15 protein-coding genes are annotated in these 15,534 nt (G+C 72.9%); 8 read left to right on the top strand and 7 right to left on the bottom strand.

The window, feature by feature from the left end; translation table 11 throughout:
* Nucleotides 1–171: 171 nt before the first annotated feature.
* Both ACZ3IG_RS03980 and ACZ3IG_RS03975 read left to right on the top strand, forming a co-directional pair.
* Nucleotides 172–390, top strand: coding sequence for an SCO2195 family GlnR-regulated protein (locus ACZ3IG_RS03980; protein ID WP_467428723.1), 219 nt, complete (start codon nt 172–174; stop codon nt 388–390).
* 70 nt (nt 391–460) lie between these two features.
* Nucleotides 461–1,153: a DUF4191 domain-containing protein gene (locus ACZ3IG_RS03975; RefSeq protein WP_467428721.1), complete on the top strand. Its 693-nt coding sequence runs from the start codon at nt 461–463 to the stop codon at nt 1,151–1,153.
* Between the two features lie 79 nt (nt 1,154–1,232).
* Here the strand turns inward: ACZ3IG_RS03975 and ACZ3IG_RS03970 are convergent, their stop codons facing one another.
* The gene (locus tag ACZ3IG_RS03970) at nt 1,233–1,700 is read right to left on the bottom strand and encodes an RDD family protein (RefSeq protein WP_467428720.1); all 468 of its coding nucleotides are present in this window, start codon (nt 1,698–1,700) and stop codon (nt 1,233–1,235) included.
* Between the two features lie 209 nt (nt 1,701–1,909).
* On the opposite strand from ACZ3IG_RS03970, the gene glnA reads away from it, so the two are divergent.
* From glnA to ACZ3IG_RS03955, 3 genes are all read left to right on the top strand, one after another.
* Nucleotides 1,910–3,319 carry a type I glutamate--ammonia ligase gene (glnA, locus tag ACZ3IG_RS03965; RefSeq protein WP_467428719.1) on the top strand — a complete coding sequence of 470 codons (1,410 nt, stop codon included), beginning with the start codon at nt 1,910–1,912 and terminating at the stop codon, nt 3,317–3,319.
* Between the two features lie 226 nt (nt 3,320–3,545).
* The gene (locus ACZ3IG_RS03960) at nt 3,546–5,813 is read left to right on the top strand and encodes an exo-alpha-sialidase (protein ID WP_467428718.1); all 2,268 of its coding nucleotides are present in this window, start codon (nt 3,546–3,548) and stop codon (nt 5,811–5,813) included.
* 87 nt (nt 5,814–5,900) lie between these two features.
* Nucleotides 5,901–6,158, top strand: a complete 258-nt coding sequence (locus tag ACZ3IG_RS03955) for an SCO2583/SCO2584 N-terminal domain-containing protein (protein WP_467428715.1) — start codon at nt 5,901–5,903, stop codon at nt 6,156–6,158.
* A gap of 34 nt (nt 6,159–6,192) precedes the next feature.
* On the opposite strand, the gene ACZ3IG_RS03950 is transcribed toward ACZ3IG_RS03955, so the two are convergent.
* From ACZ3IG_RS03950 to ACZ3IG_RS03925, 6 genes are all read right to left on the bottom strand, one after another.
* Nucleotides 6,193–8,754, bottom strand: a complete 2,562-nt coding sequence (locus tag ACZ3IG_RS03950; protein ID WP_467428714.1) for an ABC transporter permease — start codon at nt 8,752–8,754, stop codon at nt 6,193–6,195.
* Nucleotides 8,751–9,455 carry an ABC transporter ATP-binding protein gene (locus ACZ3IG_RS03945; RefSeq protein ID WP_467429188.1) on the bottom strand — a complete coding sequence of 235 codons (705 nt, stop codon included), beginning with the start codon at nt 9,453–9,455 and terminating at the stop codon, nt 8,751–8,753. Before ACZ3IG_RS03945 ends, ACZ3IG_RS03950 begins: the two co-directional genes overlap by 4 nt.
* A gap of 86 nt (nt 9,456–9,541) precedes the next feature.
* A complete protein-coding gene (locus ACZ3IG_RS03940; protein WP_467428713.1) occupies nt 9,542–10,000 on the bottom strand; it encodes a hypothetical protein in 459 nt (152 codons plus the stop codon).
* 222 nt (nt 10,001–10,222) lie between these two features.
* Nucleotides 10,223–10,897 carry a response regulator gene (locus ACZ3IG_RS03935; RefSeq protein WP_467428711.1) on the bottom strand — a complete coding sequence of 225 codons (675 nt, stop codon included), beginning with the start codon at nt 10,895–10,897 and terminating at the stop codon, nt 10,223–10,225.
* Nucleotides 10,897–12,126 (bottom strand): sensor histidine kinase, encoded by a 1,230-nt coding sequence (locus ACZ3IG_RS03930; protein WP_467428710.1) that lies wholly within the window; start codon nt 12,124–12,126, stop codon nt 10,897–10,899. Before ACZ3IG_RS03930 ends, ACZ3IG_RS03935 begins: the two co-directional genes overlap by 1 nt.
* 184 nt (nt 12,127–12,310) lie before the next feature.
* Nucleotides 12,311–12,625: a hypothetical protein gene (locus tag ACZ3IG_RS03925; RefSeq protein ID WP_467428707.1), complete on the bottom strand. Its 315-nt coding sequence runs from the start codon at nt 12,623–12,625 to the stop codon at nt 12,311–12,313.
* Between the two features lie 182 nt (nt 12,626–12,807).
* Between ACZ3IG_RS03925 and ACZ3IG_RS03920 the strand changes: the two genes are divergently transcribed.
* From ACZ3IG_RS03920 to ACZ3IG_RS03910, 3 genes are all read left to right on the top strand, one after another.
* Nucleotides 12,808–13,167, top strand: a complete 360-nt coding sequence (locus ACZ3IG_RS03920) for an arsenate reductase family protein (protein WP_467428705.1) — start codon at nt 12,808–12,810, stop codon at nt 13,165–13,167.
* Nucleotides 13,168–13,627: 460 nt separating this feature from the next.
* A complete protein-coding gene (gene glnII / locus ACZ3IG_RS03915) occupies nt 13,628–14,659 on the top strand; it encodes a glutamine synthetase (protein ID WP_467428703.1) in 1,032 nt (343 codons plus the stop codon).
* Nucleotides 14,660–14,970: 311 nt separating this feature from the next.
* On the top strand, nt 14,971–15,519 hold the full coding sequence (locus ACZ3IG_RS03910; RefSeq protein ID WP_467428700.1) for a winged helix-turn-helix domain-containing protein: 549 nt from the start codon (nt 14,971–14,973) through the stop codon (nt 15,517–15,519).
* Nucleotides 15,520–15,534 lie beyond the last annotated feature (15 nt).

Raw genomic sequence — 15,534 nt, 5'->3', positions numbered from 1 at the left:
ACGGTCGGGGCCGCGTCGGCGTTCCGGCCCCCGACTCCGGGGCTTCATGGGTGTTTGACCGGCGGGTCACGCCCTGGTAACACCAATCAGTGACGCTGGACTCACGCCACGTACAGCCTTGCCCAACACCCCGCACCGCCATCCACCGCCGTCCCGAGGGGGGACCTCCAGATGCAGGCCGCGCCCGTCCGCGCCACCGCCATCCCGTCGCTCACCACTGCCCTGCGCGCCGTCGAGTCGCTGCTGATGAGCGGTGGCCAGCGCACCGCCCGCCGCAACGCCTGGACATCCGTCCTGGAGGACCGCCGCCGCGCCAAGGACCGCGTCGAGGCCGAGCGCGTTCTCGGCCAGGCCGCCCAGGCCGGCCAGAGCGCCTCCGTCCGCCTCTGACACCCGCCGCGGGGCTCCCCCGCGGAGACTGCCTTCGTCGGCGCTGCCGGGGACACGTAGACTTCGGTGCATGGCGAGGAAGGACAACGCGGCGGACGCCGCGAACCCCGGGCGACTGAAGCAGATCGCTCTGACCTACAAGATGACCCGCAGGGCCGACAAGAAGATCGGTCTTGTACTCGCGGCTGTCGGAATCATCGTCTTCGGTGTCTTCCTCGCGATCGGTTTCCTGATCGGTCACCCCATCTATCTCGGCATCCTGGGCCTGCTGCTCGCCTTCCTCGCGACGGCGATCGTGTTCGGGCGCCGGGCCGAGCGGGCGGCCTTCGGGCAGATGGAGGGCCAGCCGGGCGCCGCCGCGGCGGTACTGGACAACGTCGGCCGGGGCTGGACGACGACCCCGGCGGTGGCGATGAACCGCAACCAGGACGTGGTGCACCGCGCGGTCGGCAAGGCCGGCATCGTGCTGGTGGCGGAGGGCAACCCGAACCGGGTGAAGTCCCTGCTGGCCGCCGAGAAGAAGAAGATGAACCGGATCGTCGCCGACGTTCCCGTGCACGACCTGATCGTGGGCGACGGCGAGGGCCAGGTGCCGCTGAAGAAGCTGCGCACGACCATGCTCAAGCTGCCGCGCGTCCTGACCGGTCCGCAGGTCACCGTGACCAACGACCGGCTGCGCGCCCTGGGCGACCTGATGAGCAACATGCCGCTGCCCAAGGGCCCGATGCCCAAGGGGATGCGGATGCCGAAGGGCCCGCGCTAGACACGCGCTCCGCGCAGACGTGAGTGGGGGCGCCCGGAGAGTTTCCGGGCGCCCCCACTCACGTCTGCGTACGCGGTCCTCAGATCCGGACCTCGACCGTGCGCGCCAGCCGGTCGTGCAGGCCGCGGCCGTCGCGGTCCCAGATCAGCGCGGGGATCGCCACGCACAGCAGCACCGAGCGGAGCAGGGCGCGCGGCGGGCTGACCCGGCCGGTGCCCAGCTCGACGACGCGCAGGCCGAAGAGGCGCTTGCCCGGGGTGAAGCCGAGGGTGCCGACGGTCAGGACGCTCAGGACGAAGAAGATGAGCAGCGCCCAGTTGGAGGTCGCCTGCCCATAGCCGTCGGTGATCAGGCCGTATGCGATCAGCAGGCACAGGGCCCAGTCGACGGCCAGCGCGCCGAGCCGCCTGCCGGGACCGGCGATCGAACCCGGCCCCTCCTCGGGGAGGCCCAGCTCCTTGCCGCGGTGACCGAAGTCGGCACCCGCCTCCTCCATGGCCGCGCGGGGCCCGGACAGCCACGATCCGATTGCTTGCCTCTTGTCCACGGATACACGGTACTGCGCGCGTTCTGGACCGGTACCGGGCGGGGTGGGACGGGACTAGCCTGGAACGGAGCCGGTTAACTTCTGCGAAACAAATGGGTCACGCCCGAGAAATCACCCGTCCCTAGGGTCGTGGACAGCGTGTGCCACCCGCACTGGCCGCACGAACGATCTACCACCCCGGCGGGACGGTCGGGAGTAGGAGGAGCTGGATGTTCCAGAACGCCGACGAGGCCAAGAAGTTCATCGCGGACGAGGACGTCAAGTTCGTCGATGTCCGTTTCTGCGACCTGCCGGGTGTGATGCAGCACTTCACGATCCCGGCCTCGGCCTTCGACCCGGCCGAGGAGCTGGCCTTCGACGGCTCCTCGATCCGCGGCTTCCAGGCCATCCACGAGTCCGACATGGCGCTCCGCGCCGACCTGTCCACCGCGCGGGTCGATCCGTTCCGCCGGGACAAGACGGTCAACATCAACTTCTTCATCCACGACCCGATCACGGGCGAGCAGTACTCCCGCGACCCGCGCAACGTGGCGAAGAAGGCCGAGGCCTACCTCGCCTCCACCGGCATCGCCGACACCGCGTTCTTCGGCCCCGAGGCCGAGTTCTACGTGTTCGACTCCGTCCGCTTCGCCACCGGCGCGAACGAGTCCTTCTACCACATCGACTCCGAGGCCGGCGCCTGGAACACCGGCGCGGTGGAGAACAACCGGGGTTACAAGGTCCGCTACAAGGGCGGCTACTTCCCGGTCCCGCCGGTCGACCACTTCGCCGACCTGCGCGCCGAGATCTCCCTGGAGCTGGAGCGGTCCGGCCTGCAGCTGGAGCGCCAGCACCACGAGGTGGGCACCGCCGGTCAGGCCGAGATCAACTACAAGTTCAACACGCTGCTCGCCGCCGCCGACGACCTCCAGCTCTTCAAGTACATCGTGAAGAACGTGGCCTGGAAGAACGGCAAGACGGCGACCTTCATGCCGAAGCCGATCTTCGGCGACAACGGCTCGGGCATGCACGTCCACCAGTCGCTGTGGAGCAACGGCGACCCGCTGTTCTACGACGAGCAGGGCTACGCCGGCCTCTCCGACATGGCCCGCTACTACATCGGCGGCATCCTCAAGCACGCCCCGTCGCTGCTGGCCTTCACCAACCCGACGGTGAACTCGTACCACCGCCTGGTACCGGGCTTCGAGGCGCCGATCAACCTGGTGTACTCGCAGCGCAACCGCTCCGCCGCGATGCGCATCCCGATCACCGGCTCCAACCCGAAGGCCAAGCGCGTCGAGTTCCGCGCGCCCGACTCCTCCGGCAACCCGTACCTGGCCTTCTCCGCGCTGCTGCTCGCGGGCCTGGACGGCATCAAGAACAAGATCGAGCCGGCCGAGCCGATCGACAAGGACCTCTACGAGCTGGCTCCCGAGGAGCACGCGAGCGTGGCGCAGGTCCCGACCTCGCTGGGCGCGGTCCTGGACCGCCTGGAGGCCGACCACGAGTTCCTCCTCCAGGGCGACGTCTTCACCTCCGACCTGATCGAGACGTGGATCGACCTCAAGCGCACCACCGAGATCGCCCCGCTCCAGCTGCGTCCGCACCCGCACGAGTTCGAGCTCTACTTCGACGTGTGATCGACGCGTCTTCGTCAGCGCAGCGCAGGGCCGCCCCGTCCGGGGCGGCCCTGCCGCGTTCCCGGGCCGCCCGGCGCCCCGGCCCCGGCTGATCGTTCACCTGTTCGCCACCAAAGGTGATTCCCGGCGCCGGTCCCCGTTCAGCGCGCCGACGGCCGGGGCGGAGCATGATCAGTGGGTGCGGTCCGCGGGGAGCGGCCGCCGACTTCGATCCTGGGGGGCTCGGATGTCCGACGGCTCGACGTCCACGGGCGGCACGGGGAGACGCGCGGCCAGGGGGGCGGGCACGGTCCTGGCAGCCCTGCTCGCGGTGGTGGCGGTGCTCCTGGGAGCGGGGGCCGTGACCGGCGAGGTCCCGCGCGCGGTGCCGGCGCCCGTCGGCCTGGTGCCGGCCGGGGACGTGCCGACAGGCCACAGCACCGTCTTCGTCTCGGGCGAGTCGGGGTACTCCTGCTTCCGGGCGCCCTCGGTGGTCCGGGCGCAGGACGGCACGCTGCTCGCCTTCGCCGAGGCGCGGGACGACGACTGCGGTGACAGCGGCCGGATGGACATCGTCCTGAAGCGGTCCGCCGACGCCGGCGCGACCTGGAGCGCGCTGTCGGTGGTGACCGGCAGCAGACAGGAGTCGGGCCGCCTCGCCTTCCCGCACAACGCCACCCCGATCGTGGACCCCGCCGACGGTGACGTCGTCCTGCTCTACACCGAGAACTACCGGCGCGCCTACGTGCGGACGAGCACGGACGACGGCGCGAGCTGGGCGCCGGCGAAGGAGATCACCGCCTCCGTGTGGAAGCCGGAGTGGGGGACGCTCGGGCAGGGGCAGCTGGGCACCGGCCCCTCGCACGGCATCACGCTGACCCGCGGCGCCGAGGCCGGGCGCATGGTGGCCGGCCTGACCGTCCGGCTCGCCCCCGGCAGGACCAAGGTCGACCCGCTGGGCGGCGCCCTGATCTACAGCGACGACGGGGGCGTCACCTGGCAGGCGGGCGCCTCCTCGCACGGTGCCGAGCCCGAGCTGGGCGTCCAGGAGCTGAGCGTCTTCGAACGCTCCGACGGCAGCCTGGTCGCCACGGCCCGCAACGAGGAGGGCACCGACACGGTCCGGGCGGCCTACGCCGTCTCCCGGGACCAGGGCCTGACGTTCGAGACGGACTTCGCCCCGCTGGAACCCCTGCCGCTGCCCTCCGTCGGCGTACAGGCCTCCACCCTGGCCGTCCGCGCCGAGGACGAGGACGGCTACGACCGGGTGCTGCTGGCCGCGCCCACCGACACCGGCGCCCGCGAGAACCTGACCATCCGCTCCTCCTTCGACGGCGGTCTCACCTGGCAGACCCCCGAGCAGGGGGCGCTGGTGACGGACGGCATCTCCGCCTACTCCGACATGGTCGAGCTGTCGGACGGGCGGTACGGCATCCTCTACGAGGGCGGGAACACCGCACAGCACGAGTTCATCAAGTGGGCGCCCTTCACCGAGGCGGACCTGGACCAGCCGGATGACGCCCGGTCCCTGACCGGCAACCAGTACACCGGGGCGCTGCCCACCACCTCGCCCAGCCAGCTCCACCTGTTCGCCCCGACCCCCGCCGGCGGCCTCGGCCACTGGTTCGAGGAGGCCGACGGCACGGTCAAGCGCGGCACCTGGGGCACCGGCGTCGCCGGGGAGACGGTGGCCTTCCCCTACGGCGACCAGCAGCACGTCCTGGCCCGGGGCACCGACGGCAGCCTCCAGCACCGCTTCTGGGACAGCGCCACGAGCAGCGTGGTCCAGGAGACCTGGCTGCCGGCCGGCACGGTGGCCGGGACGCCCGCGGCCCTGGTCACCGCCGGTCAGCAGCACGCCTTCGTGCGGGCGACCGACGGCCGGCTGCTGCACCACTTCTACGACGCGGCCAGCGGCGAGCTGCGCCGGCAGACCTGGGCGGCGGCCGGTTCCCTGGCCGGGGACCCCGTGGCGGTGACGTACGGCGGCCAGCAGCACGTGTGGGCGGCCGGGGCCGACGGGAAGCTCCACCACTGGTGGTGGACGAAGGGCCCCGGGGTGCGGCACGAGTCCTGGGAGGGCAGCGCGCGGGGCACGCCGACGGCGTTCGTCCACAACGGGCAGCAGCACGTCTTCGCGGCGGACGCGGACGGCGCCCTGACGCACTGGTGGTGGGACGCCGGCACCCAGGTGGTGAAGCGGCAGACCTGGTCCACGCCCGTGCCGCTCGGCGGCCGTCCGATCGCCTTCGCCCACGGCTCCCAGCAGCACGTCTTCGCCCGGACCGCCGACGACACCCTGGCCCACTGGTGGTGGGACCCCTCCTACAGCGTGCGGTACGCGGTACTGACGGGGACGGTCCGCTCCGATCCGGTGGCGCACGTGGTCGGCGACGTACAGCACGTGTACGGGACCGCGGCCGACGGGACCCTCTCGCACTGGTGGTGGGAGAGCGCCACGGGGAACCGGCAGGAGTCCTGGGGCGGCCAGGCGGCGGTCACCCCCGCCTGGTGACCGGGTCGCTGGTGTGTACACGGGAAGTCGGCTTTCCTGGTTTACTGGCGCGGTTGTTCGAACGGAAGACGGGGAGGGGCATCCGCGATGTCCGGACAGGCCGATGAGGAGCGGGAGTTCGACCTGAGGTGGGCGGATGACGCGCCGCACAAGGAGCCGTCCGCGCGGGCCCGGATGCTCGCCGCGCGCTGGAAGGAGAACCCGCCCGGACCGGTCCCCTTCCGGGCGGATCCGGAGCCGGCGCGGGGCCGCGGCTCCTCGTGGGTGTCGACCGCCGTGGTGCTCGGCTGTGTGGCCGCGGTCATCCTGCTGCTCGGTTACGCCAACTTCCGCGCGCCGTACTGAGCTGCCACGACCGCCGGGGCCGTCGTCCTGGCCGCTACTCGGCCTGGGCGACGGCGACCGTCGGTGAGGTCCGGGAGGCGCGGAGGGCGGGCAGCGTTCCCGCGGCGGCGGTCACCAGGACGAGCGTGGTGAAGACCGCCGCGAGTTCTCCCGCGGGGAGGCTGAACGGGGCGCTCGTCTCGGCGACCCGGACCACCAGCCAGGAGTACGGCACGCCGAGCGCAAGTCCGAGGACCCCGCCCAGGACGCCGTAGAGCGCGCATTCCACCGTGACCATGCGGTGCACGGCCGCGCCGCCGAGCCCCAGGGCCCGCAGCAGTCCGAACTCCCGCTTGCGCTCGACGACGGTGAGGCTCGCCGTGGTCGCGACGCCCACGACCGCGACCAGGACGGTCAGGCCCAGGACCATGATCACCGTGGTGGCCATCGTCCGCAGGTCGTCCGACTGCCCGGCCACCGCGCCCGAGTCCTCGGCGATGACCCGGCCGTCGCCGCGCTCAGGGCCGGTCAGGGTGTCGGTGATGGCCCGCTGGGCGCGTATCCGCCCCTCGGCGCTGTCCTCCGCGGCGTCGGCGGTGACGGTGGTGGGCGCGGGGTCCGCTCCCATCCGGGTGAGATCCGCGGCGGGGACGAAGAAGTTCCCGCCGTAGGGGCCGGCTCCGGGCAGTGTCGCCGCCACGGTGAGCCGGACGGGGCGGCCCTCGAACTCCAGCGTGACCCGGTCGCCCGCCCGGACGCCGAGCCGGTGGGCGTGGTCGGCGTCCACGACGACGTGGGCGGGCGCGAGGCGGCCGAGGGAGCCGGTGCGGGCACTCAGGCCCACACCGGAGCGTACGGCGCCGAGGTCGAGGTCGGAGACGGTGACGCCGCGGGAGTCCTCGACGGCCTCCGCCGTGCGGAACGCGGTCACGCCGGCCAGTTCGGGGTGGGCGGCCAGGTCGGCGGCGAGCGACCGGTCCAGGGTCCCGGCGTCCCTCGGGTACAGGTGGAAGTCGGCGGGGGACTCCACGGCCTGCCGGTAGCGCTCGTAGGCGTTCAGGGAGGCGAGGCAGGTCAGGGTCGAGCCGACCAGGCAGACGCCGAGGGCGACCACGACCGAGACCGAGGCGGCCCGGCCCGGCGCTCCCCCGACGCCCGCGACCGCGAGCCGGCCGGCCGCGCCGGTGCGGCGCAGGGGCACGGCGACGGCCGCCAGCACCGGCCGGACCAGTACGGGGCCGAGGGCGATCAGCGCCAGGAAGGCCAGGGCGCCCGAGAGGACGACGCCGGTCAGCGCCGTGAAGCGGTCGTACTCCGCGTCGCCCGGCTGGGGCAGCCCGTCGTACTGCTGCCAGGCCAGCAGCGCGGCGCCCGCCGCGCACAGCAGGCCCAGCAGGGTCCGGACGGTGCCGCCCGCGGCGCCCTGTTCCGACGCGGCGCTGCGCAGGGCCTGCAGCGGGGAGACCCGGGAAGCGCTCAGCGACGGGGCCAGGACCGCGAGGACCGCCAGCACACCGGTGCCGAGCACGGTGAGGACGGCCTCCGTCAGCGGCATCCCCGAGGGGGCGGACAGGTCGTGCCCGAACCGTCCGGCGACCGGGGGGACGAGCTGTCCGCAGCCCCAGGCCGCCAGCACACCGGCCGCGCCGGCCAGCAGGCCGACCACCGCCCCCTCGACGACGAGCGCGGCGGCGAGCCGTCGTGGGGTGGCCCCGATGGCGCGCAGCAGTGCCAACTGGCGTACGCGCCGGGTGAAGACGATGCGGAAGGTGGAGGTGGCGACGAGCACGGCCGCGCCTACGGCGACGCCGAGGAAGACGGTGACCAGCTCCAGGATGTCCTTCGCGTCCGCCACCGCCGCGTCGGCCTCCTCCTCCCGTACCTCGTCCCCGGACCGCACCAGCGCGCCGGGCACCGCCTGCCGGATCCGCCCGGCCGGGTCCGCGGACGCGGAGGACGACGCGGGGTCGGTGCGGACGTCGATGCGGGAGTAGCCCGACACCCCGAGCAGTTCCTGGAGTCGGGGACCGGGGGCGTAACCGGTGGGCCCCGCCGCGGTCGTGGTCGTACCGCGGACGATGCCGCTGACCTCGACCGTCACCCGTCGGGTGCCCTCGCCGTCGGACGCGGGCTGGAGCAGGGTCAGCGACGATCCGGGGGCGAGGTCGTAGGCCCGCGCGGCCTCGGTGTCGACGGCGAGCCGGCCGGGCCCGGAGGGGTACGCGCCCTCGGTCAGCCGTACGCCCGACAGGGCGCCGGTGCCCGGGTCCGCGGACAGTTCGAGGTAGCGTTCGACGGCGCTGCCGTCCAGCGGGGCGCCGCCGTCGAGCCGGCCGACGGCCTCGGCGACCCCGGGTGTCCCGCGGATCGCGCGGAGCCCGGCCTCGCCGATGTCCTCGCCGCCGTCGCCGGGCGTGACCACCAGCGACACCGCCTCGGGCGTGCCGCGGAACCTGTCGACGACGGTCGCGGTGATGATCTGCTGGGCCGTGACGGCGCCGAAGACGACGAAGGCCGCGATCAGCAGCGACAGTCCGGTCGCCGCGAACCGTCCGGGCCGCCGCAGCAGTTCCGCCACCTGGGAGCCCAGGACGGTCGCGCGCCACGGGCCCCTCATCGCCGCCTCCGCATGACGTCGGTGGCGAGGGCGGCGACCCGCCGGGAGGGGGCGGTGTGCTCGTCGCCTTGGACACGTCCGTCCGCGAGGGTCAGCACCCGGTCCGCGTACTGCGCGGCCGAGGGGTCGTGGGTGACCATCACGACCGTCTGGCCCAGGTCGTCGACGGACTGGCGCAGCATGGTGAGGACTTCGGCGCCGGTCCGGGAGTCGAGGTTGCCGGTGGGTTCGTCGGCGAAGACCACCGCCGGCCGGGCCACCAGCGCCCGGGCCACGGCGACCCGCTGCTGCTGGCCCCCGGACAGTTCGGACGGGCGGTGCGCCAGCCGGTGGGCGATGCCGAGGACTTCGCAGAGGTGGTCCACCAGGGCGCGGTCCGGGCGTCCGCCGGACATGGTGACGGGCAGCACGATGTTCTCGTAGGCGGTCAGCTGCGGCAGCAGGTTGAACGACTGGAAGACGAATCCGATCCGCTCCCGCCGCACCCGGGTCAGCTGCCGGTCGGACAGCCCGGTGATCTCCGTTCCGTCCAGGACGATGCGGCCGGAGGTGACGGTGTCGAGTCCGGCGACGCAGTGCATCAGCGTCGACTTCCCCGACCCGGAGGGGCCGACGACGGCGGTGAACCGGGCGCGCTGGACGGCGACGGACACCCCGTCGAGGGCCCGTACCGCGGCGGTGCCCTGACGGTAGGTCTTCACCAGGGCCGTGGCGGTGATGACGTCGTCCGGTGGGTCGCCGGGGGTGACGGTGTGGACAGCCATGAGGACGGTTCTCGCGATCCGGGTCAGGAGCCGAGCCGCGGCACGGACAGGGTGACGCCGGAGGCCGAGCAGTGTCCCTGCGCCTCTTCCTGGAGCTTCTTCAGCTCCTTGGCGGACGGCGCCGCGGAGGGGTTCTTCGCGGTTTCGAGCGCGTGCCCCTCGACGTTGGAGATCTTGGCTCCGAGGTAGCCGTCCTCCATCTGGGCGCGGCGCTCGTCGCCGGTCTGCTCCCACCACTTCTGCGCGTCCGCCGCGGACCCGGTGGAGATCTGTTCGGCCTCGGTGATGATGCGCTGCGCCAGCTTGCAGTCCTCGGCGGAGGCCTGGCTGAGCTTGTCGTGATCCTGCCACCAGTAGGCGGCCCCGGCGACCAGGGCCGCGGCGATCACGGCGGTGGCGGCGCCGATGATCAGGCGGTTGCGCTTGCGGTTGTCCTCGCGGTCGTTCTTGGCGGCGGGGGCGGGGGCGGGCGTGGTGGTCATCGGGTCCTCCAGTGGGCGTCTTCTCGGCCGCGTTCGGCGACATGAAGAAGTCTGGAGTTCGGCGGCCCGCCGGACATCGGCCACGAATCCGAGATCGGAGGCGGCGGATCTGGCCCACCGGTCGGGGCGGTCCCTGCACCCCCGGGGGCAGACCCCGGGGACGTTTCTGCACCCTCGGGGGGAGGCGCCCCCAGGGAGAGGCGCCCTCAGGGGAAGGCGCCCTCAGGGGGAGGGACTGACCAGCCCGGACTGATAGGCGAACGCGACGGCCTGGGCGCGGTCCCGCAGGTGCAGTTTGGCCATGAGGTTGCCCAGGTGCGTCTTCACCGTGGCCTCCGCGACGTACAGGTCCGACGCGATCTCGGCGTTGGACAGCCCGCGGGCGACCAGGGTGAGCACGTCCCGTTCGCGCGCGGTGAGCACGTCCAGCCGTTCGGCCTGTTCGTTCGCCGGTGCCAGCCGGTCCGAGACCCGGTCGAGGAGCAGCCGGGTGATGCGGGGCGCCACCACCGACTCCCCCGCGGCCAGGACCCGGATGGCGTTGACGACCTCCGGGGCGGGGGCGTTCTTCAGCAGGAAACCGCCGGCTCCGGCGCGCAGCGCCGCGAAGGCGTCCTCGTCGTTGTCGAAGGTGGTCAGCACCAGCACCCCGGGCGGATCGTCCCTCCGCATCAGCTGTTCGGTGGCCTGGATGCCGTCCATGACGGGCATGCGGATGTCCATGATGACGACGTCCGCCTCCACCTCGCGCAGCAGGTCGAGGGCCTGGGCCCCGTTCTCCGCCTCCCCGACGACCTCTATGTCGTCCTGACCGGCCAGCACCATGGAGAACCCGGCCCGGATCAGCGGCTGGTCGTCCACCACGGCCACCCTGATCGCTCTGTCCGCCTGCGTCATCACTTCGTCCTTGTCGGAATCGAGGCACGTACGTGCCATCCGCTGCCGAGCCGGGGGCCGGCCTCGAAGGTGCCCCCGGCGAGTTCCACCCGCTCCCGCATCCCCACCAGGCCGTTGCCTCCGGAGCCCCCGACGCCGCGGCCGGCGAGGGTGCCCGCTCCGTCGTCGACGACGCTGATCAGCAGGGTGCCCTGCTCCTCGTGGAGCCTGATGTCGACGCCGGCCCCGGCCCCGGCGTGGCGGAGCACGTTCGTGAGGCACTCCTGGACGATGCGGAAGGCCGTCATCTCCTCCGCCGGTGCCAGCCGTCCCTCGCCGACCTCGACCGACACGTCCACGGTCAGCCCGGCGGCCTGTGCCCGTTCGGCGACGACCTTGATCTCGTCGAGGGTGACCAGGCGCCGTGGCGGGCCAGTGTCGGCGGAGTCCTGGTTGCCCTCGCGCAGCACCCGGACGATGCGGTGCATGTCGTCGATGGCGTCCCGGCCGGTGGCGGCGATCGTCCTCAGCGCGGACTGGGCCATGTCCGGCGACTTGCGCAGCACGGACTCGGCGCCGTCGGCCTGGAGGATCATCACGGCCAGGCTGTGCGCCACCACGTCGTGCAGCTCACGGGCGATGTCGGCCCGCTCCCGGGCCGCCGCCAGCCGGACGCGCTGTTCCTGTTCCCGCTGGATGTGCAGGGCGCGGTCCGCCTGGCTCTCGGCGTAGAGGCGCCGCGTCTGGAGGGCGAAGGCCGTGAGCCAGACCGTCAGCGTCAGTCCCCAGTAGATCAGGAGCGACTGGAGATCGGCGCGCGGCTCGATCCCGAGGGGCGGTATCCCCACCATCTCGACCACCGGGGCCAGCAGCACCAGGCCGCCCGCGAGATACGGCATCCAGACGGTCCGGGAGTGGTGGACGACCGACAGCATGGCGAACAGCACGGCCACGTCGTACGAGGCGGGCGCCGACGTCAGCGGGTACTCGGGCCGGCCGTGCAGGACGAACTGGACGGCGCTCAGCGCCAGGACGACCGCCAGCACCGTGGCCGGGTACCGCCTGCGGGCCAGCAGGGGCAGTGCCATCAGCGAGCCCAGGACCAGGTCGTACTCGCCGCTGTAGTACCCCGCCGCCACCAGGACCACCAGCGCCATGGCGATGTCGCAGGCCCGGGCGACGGCGCGGCCGTACCGGCCGGACGGCGTCATCCAGGACGGCGGAACCGGCACCGTCCTCTCCTCAGTCAACCGTCGTACCTTTCTGCTGCGGCGGGGTGCGACCGGGCGGCCCGCCGGCACAAGTGGCGCCGGGCCGCGAGGACTTCACGCCGACTTCGCGATGACTCGCGACGAGGGAGACGCCCTCACGCGCCCAATACTGCCTCAGCGCCGGACGCCCCGTGGAGCGGGGCGCCCGGCGCCGGTACCGGGTTCAGCGGTTGTGGCGCATGAACGCGCGCACCATGCGGCACGTGGTGGCCGACGGCGGGTGGACGCCGATCAGCCGCGCCGTGGTGCGGATCTTCTCGTCGCGGGCCTGGTCGGGCAGGTAGACGCCGGAGTCGAGCAGGGCGATGGCGAGCCGCATCGCCTTGAGCCGGCGGTTGTGCGTGACGTACCACTCGCGCGGGCGGCCCGCCGGGAGCGGGCGCTTCTGCACCGGGGCGCAGGGCAGTTCGAGCGGCACGGAGCGCTTCGCGGTGGACTGGGTGGGCAGGAACTCGGGCTTCAGTGCGGCAGCGGGCACGGGCATCCTCCTGTCGCGGTCGGGGCCGCGCGGGGGCCTCGGCGCCCCCGTGCGATTCCCTCGAACACTGCTTCCATTCTACCGCCGGGCACTGACAAAACCCCCTGGCCAGCAGGGGTTTCGGGGGTGCGGGGCCGGTGGGGCTCAACGGGTTCGGGGGGTCTGCGGGCTACCGTGTCGGCATGGAGATCTGGATCAATCCCGCCTGCTCGAAGTGCCGCAGCGCGATCAGTGTGCTCGACGCCGAGGGGGCCGACTACACCGTCCGCCGTTACCTGGAGGACGTACCGAGCGCGGACGAGATCCGCGACGTCCTCGCCGGCCTCGGACTCGAACCGTGGGACATCACGCGCACCCAGGAGGCGGCCGCCAAGGCACTCGGGCTCAAGGAGTGGCCCCGGGACGCCGATGCGCGCGAGCGCTGGATCGCGGCGCTCGCCGAGCACCCGAAGCTGATCCAGCGGCCGATCATCACCGCGGACGACGGCACGGCGCTCGTCGCCCGCACCGACGAGGCGGTCCGGGACGCGCTGTCCCGCTAGACGCCAGTGGCCGCCGCCCCGCACGGTCAGGCCTCCACGGGCACCGGGCCGTCGGGCCGGCACGAGGAACCATCGGGCCGGCGAGGGACCGTCAGGCCGGTGAGGGACCGTCGCCGCCCGCACCCGCACCCCCACCCACACCCCCACCCGCCCCGCACCCCGCACCCCCGAGCGTCGCACCCCGCACGTCGCATACGAGCACCGCCCCCACCCCCGCCCCCGGCACCGCTCCCCCGCACCGCTCCGGCCACCCCGTCCGCCCGGCCTCACCCCCCGGGGACCCCTCACACCGCGAATCCGGCCACACCACCCCCGGGTAACACGGGGTTCACAAACGGGCAATGGCCGGGAAACCGCCTGTTGACAAGCTGCGGGGCATCACCCGCGGCGCTCCGGTGCAGCAGCGCCACAGCACCAGCACCCGCATGTGCGCCCAGACCCACCCGAAGGATGTGTCCCCGTGACCTTCAAGGCCGAGTACATCTGGATCGACGGCACCGCGCCGACGGCCAAGCTCCGTTCCAAGACGAAGATCATCACGGGCGCCCCGGCCGGCCTGGACGCCCTGCCGGTCTGGGGCTTCGACGGTTCCTCCACCAACCAGGCCGAGGGCCACTCCTCGGACTGCGTGCTCAAGCCGGTCTTCACCTGCCCCGACCCGATCCGCGGCGGCGACGACGTGCTCGTCCTGTGCGAGGTCCTGGACACGGACCTGGCCCCGCACCCGACCAACACCCGCGCCGCGCTGGCCGAGGTCGCCGAGCGCTACGCCGCGCAGGAGCCGATCTTCGGCATCGAGCAGGAGTACACCTTCTTCAAGGACGGCTACCCGCTCGGCTTCCCCAAGGGCGGCTTCCCGGCCCCCCAGGGCGGCTACTACTGCGGTGTCGGCGCCGACGAGATCTTCGGCCGCGAGGTCGTCGAGGCCCACCTGGAGAACTGCCTGAAGGCGGGGCTCGCCATCTCCGGCATCAACGCCGAGGTCATGCCCGGCCAGTGGGAGTTCCAGGTCGGCCCGGTCTCCCCGCTGGAGGTCTCCGACCACCTGTGGGTGGCCCGCTGGCTGCTCTACCGCACCGCCGAGGACTTCGACATCGCCGCCACCCTCGACCCCAAGCCGGTCAAGGGCGACTGGAACGGCGCCGGCGCGCACACCAACTTCTCCACCAAGGCGATGCGCGAGAGCTACGACGCGATCATCACCGCCGCCGAGTCGCTCGGCGAGGGTTCCAAGCCGCTGGACCACGTCAAGAACTACGGCGCCGGCATCGACGACCGCCTCACCGGCCTGCACGAGACCGCCCCGTGGAACGAGTACAGCTACGGCGTCTCCGACCGCGGCGCCTCGGTCCGCATCCCGTGGCAGGTCGAGAAGGACGGCAAGGGCTACATCGAGGACCGCCGTCCCAACGCCAACGTCGACCCGTACGTGGTGACCCGCCTCCTCGTCGACACCTGCTGCGAGGCGCTGGAGAAGGCCGGCCAGGTCTGACCGCCGCCGCGCTCGTCACACAGGGGCGTCCACCGTCGCGGTGGGCGCCCCTGTGGTGGTTCAATGGAGACATGGCCAGCCTCCAGAAGCACCACGCGCCGGGTCGCCACGACCTCGAGCCCTTCTGGCCGTCCCGTCAGCATCACGACTTCGACCGGGTGTGTTGTCGCGCCTTCCCCGCGCGCGGCCCCGTGAAGCCGTAACCCCGGCCTCCGGCCAGCGCGCACGGCGTACGTCCGCGACGCGCCCGGCCACCGGTCCGCGCCCGTCGCTCTTCCCGACGAACCCTCGCGCGAAAGAGCTGACTTCTCATGGCGACCACCTCCCCTTCCCCGGCTTCCGTCCCGCACGGCACCCGGTACCGGCTGCGGGCCGTCGACCGGGACGAGACGATCGACGTCGCGGACCTGCTGCCGCCCGGCGCCACCTGGCTGCCCGCCCCGCCGCACGCCCTGCCCGCCCTGCCGGGCCGGCCCCCGATGGTCGGGTACCTGGTGCTCGTCCCGGCCGACCGGCAGCCGCCGTTCACCGCGGCGCGGGAGCAGGAGCCGGACACCGCCGGCGCCGACCCGCTGGTGCGGATCGACACCGCGCACCGCACCGCCTCCGTCGCCGGCCGCGAACTCGACCTGACCTACCTGGAGTTCGAACTGCTCGCCCACTTCGTCGCCCACCCCCACCGGGTGCACACCCGGGACCAGCTGGTCTCCACGGTGTGGGGGTACGGCCACGTGGGCGACGGCCGCACCGTCGACGTCCATGTCGCCCGGCTGCGCCGCAAGCTGGGCGCCGAACACCGCGACGCCATCCGGACCGTGCGCCGCGTCGGCTACAAGTACACGCCGCCGCACGGGCGTTGATCCACCCTCTCCGGC

The sequence above is a fragment of the Streptomyces sp. NPDC016677 genome (assembly GCF_055562815.1).
This window is presented reverse-complemented; position numbering and strand designations above follow the sequence as displayed.

What these genes read in the sequence shown, in the direction of transcription:
- ACZ3IG_RS03980 (WP_467428723.1), top strand. Translation starts at nt 172, where the DNA reads ATGCAGGCCGCGCCCGTCCGCGCCACCGCCATCCCGTCGCTCACCACT.
- ACZ3IG_RS03975 (WP_467428721.1), top strand. Translation starts at nt 461, where the DNA reads ATGGCGAGGAAGGACAACGCGGCGGACGCCGCGAACCCCGGGCGACTG.
- glnA (WP_467428719.1), top strand. Translation starts at nt 1,910, where the DNA reads ATGTTCCAGAACGCCGACGAGGCCAAGAAGTTCATCGCGGACGAGGAC.
- ACZ3IG_RS03960 (WP_467428718.1), top strand. Translation starts at nt 3,546, where the DNA reads ATGTCCGACGGCTCGACGTCCACGGGCGGCACGGGGAGACGCGCGGCC.
- ACZ3IG_RS03955 (WP_467428715.1), top strand. Translation starts at nt 5,901, where the DNA reads ATGTCCGGACAGGCCGATGAGGAGCGGGAGTTCGACCTGAGGTGGGCG.
- ACZ3IG_RS03950 (WP_467428714.1), bottom strand. Translation starts at nt 8,754, where the DNA reads ATGAGGGGCCCGTGGCGCGCGACCGTCCTGGGCTCCCAGGTGGCGGAA.
- ACZ3IG_RS03940 (WP_467428713.1), bottom strand. Translation starts at nt 10,000, where the DNA reads ATGACCACCACGCCCGCCCCCGCCCCCGCCGCCAAGAACGACCGCGAG.
- ACZ3IG_RS03935 (WP_467428711.1), bottom strand. Translation starts at nt 10,897, where the DNA reads ATGACGCAGGCGGACAGAGCGATCAGGGTGGCCGTGGTGGACGACCAG.
- ACZ3IG_RS03920 (WP_467428705.1), top strand. Translation starts at nt 12,808, where the DNA reads ATGGAGATCTGGATCAATCCCGCCTGCTCGAAGTGCCGCAGCGCGATC.
- ACZ3IG_RS03910 (WP_467428700.1), top strand. Translation starts at nt 14,971, where the DNA reads ATGGCGACCACCTCCCCTTCCCCGGCTTCCGTCCCGCACGGCACCCGG.